Consider the following 1,874-nt stretch of genomic DNA (forward strand, 5'->3'; position numbering starts at 1 on the left):
GACTCAGACTCAGACAGTGATTCAGATTCCGACAAAGATGTTGATAAAGATCATTCCGACAAAGAAGCATTACCACAAACTGGTGAACAATCAAATTCAAATAATGCGACTTTATTCGGATCATTATTTGCTGGCTTAGGATCTTTATTCTTATTCGGTAGACGCCGTAAAAAAGATGCAGATAACAAGTAATATCCAATAAAAATACAATATTCATTAATGGTAAAAGCCAGGTTTAAAAAAACCTGGTTTTTATTATTGTATAAAGAAAACAAGGATTAACAGTTATAAAAGCTATTAATCCTTGTTGTCTTTTTAATTTGAGGCTAGTATATAAATGGATTAATAATTGAGATGTATTTAATAATACATGAAAGTACGCTATTTTATATTGGAGGGGTTTTATGGTTAAAATTTGTAATTATGATTTTTAACAGAAGACTTATAGAAGAAGGCCGAGATATCTATGGTATTGCCTATACTCAAAACATTCTCTCGGGTCGTTATAAAAACTTAATTATATGGTATTTAAAAGAAAAAGATAGACGCTATAAGCAAATCAAGAAATTTTTGGAAAGTATTTCTCAATGCTCATTAACTAAGCAACTTAGAGAATTAGAAAATGATAACATTATAAGTAGAACTGTTTATCCAGAAGTTTCTCCAAAAGTTATTTATGCTTTAACAGAAAAAGGAAAAGACTTAATCCCTATCATAGACATGGTGGAAAATTAAGGAAAGAAATATGGAGAGCAGTTAAACAATGATAGTTAAACGCAATATGTGTTAATAGCAAAACAACGTACCATATTAAAGTACATTGTTTTTTCTTATTTATTAAGTGAAATCATTCTCAAATACTAAATAAAGTGACAGTTACTGGCACTTCAACAACTTCATTTGTATGATTCGGGTGTACCATAAACGAACGTTTTTTTCATATCTTATTTTTTCACTAAAAATAAATAGAAAAGAGCAGAAAATATAAATAGAATCATGAATAATGAACTAGCTAATAAAGCACCTGTTGCTTGCTCATTATAAAGTCCTTTTATTATATATAGTATAGCTGTAACAGAAAAAGTGATGATCATTGCAGCAAAGAAAACTATTGTTAGAAATCCTATGACGCTTTCTATCTCTATTCATCCCTTTATATATACTAATTTTGCATTCCTACACACTATGATGTTATAATACATTCAACGAAGATTATATGCATATATGCACCAATCCCCTCACTATTTGTGGTAGTGAGGGGATTTTTGATGCGGCTTAACGTCGCCTTCTATTTATTGCGTTTACTATTAAGCCAGTAAGTAAAGTACGCAACTGCACAGCCACTAATGACTGGTGCAATGATGTAAACGAAGATCATAAGCATATTAAGCACCTCCTTCCGTCGAAAATACCGCCGGAAGTTAAGGCGACTCCATTATTATATCACCTGTAGCTTTTGAAGCATATCCAGTTCTGATAAGTCAACTTATATTGTATTTTAAAACAGTCTGATATCTCCTTATACTACTACGTTTTAATCTTCTTTATCACAATTACATTTATAATAACCATAATAACGATCTATATCATTACTTCTATTGATATTAATAGTTGCTTGAATAAGTATGGTGAAATTCAAAGTGTACAATGAAATCATTGAAAAAATAATAAATCCAGGGTTTGTAATAACACTATAAGACAAAGATATAGTAGTACTATATATAAATGGTACCAAAATCATACCTGTAATCCATTTTTTACTTACTATTTTAAAGAATATTTTGATAGGTTTGCTATGTATATAAATCACTTCGTTCATTTTTGCGTCTAACGCTTTATCATGGTTCTGTTGCAAAGTTGAATTTATAGTATAA

General features: G+C 29.7%; 4 protein-coding genes. 2 read left to right on the plus strand and 2 right to left on the minus strand.

Going from position 1 to position 1,874, the window contains the following annotated elements:
- Together HMPREF2897_RS07625 and HMPREF2897_RS07630 are read left to right on the plus strand one after the other, a co-directional pair.
- Window positions 1–192: LPXTG cell wall anchor domain-containing protein (locus tag HMPREF2897_RS07625; protein WP_141751289.1), on the plus strand; the 192-nt coding region annotated here is incomplete at its 5' end.
- 162 nt (window positions 193–354) lie between these two features.
- A complete protein-coding gene (locus tag HMPREF2897_RS07630) occupies window positions 355–735 on the plus strand; it encodes a winged helix-turn-helix transcriptional regulator (protein ID WP_070592871.1) in 381 nt (126 codons plus the stop codon).
- Between the two features lie 553 nt (window positions 736–1,288).
- Here the strand turns inward: HMPREF2897_RS07630 and HMPREF2897_RS12805 are convergent.
- Both HMPREF2897_RS12805 and HMPREF2897_RS12965 read right to left on the minus strand, forming a co-directional pair.
- On the minus strand, window positions 1,289–1,384 hold the full coding sequence (locus tag HMPREF2897_RS12805) for a type I toxin-antitoxin system Fst family toxin (RefSeq protein WP_002495832.1): 96 nt from the start codon (window positions 1,382–1,384) through the stop codon (window positions 1,289–1,291).
- A 150-nt stretch (window positions 1,385–1,534) separates the two neighbouring features.
- The coding region (locus HMPREF2897_RS12965; RefSeq protein ID WP_176744857.1) for a hypothetical protein at window positions 1,535–1,874 on the minus strand (340 nt) is incomplete at its 5' end.

The organism is Staphylococcus sp. HMSC065D05 (assembly GCF_001813195.1).
Taxonomy (GTDB): domain Bacteria; phylum Bacillota; class Bacilli; order Staphylococcales; family Staphylococcaceae; genus Staphylococcus; species Staphylococcus epidermidis.

Coding starts and splice junctions, on each gene's coding strand:
- HMPREF2897_RS07630 (WP_070592871.1), top strand. CDS start 355: ATGTATTTAATAATACATGAAAGTACGCTATTTTATATTGGAGGGGTT.
- HMPREF2897_RS12805 (WP_002495832.1), bottom strand. CDS start 1,384: ATGCTTATGATCTTCGTTTACATCATTGCACCAGTCATTAGTGGCTGT.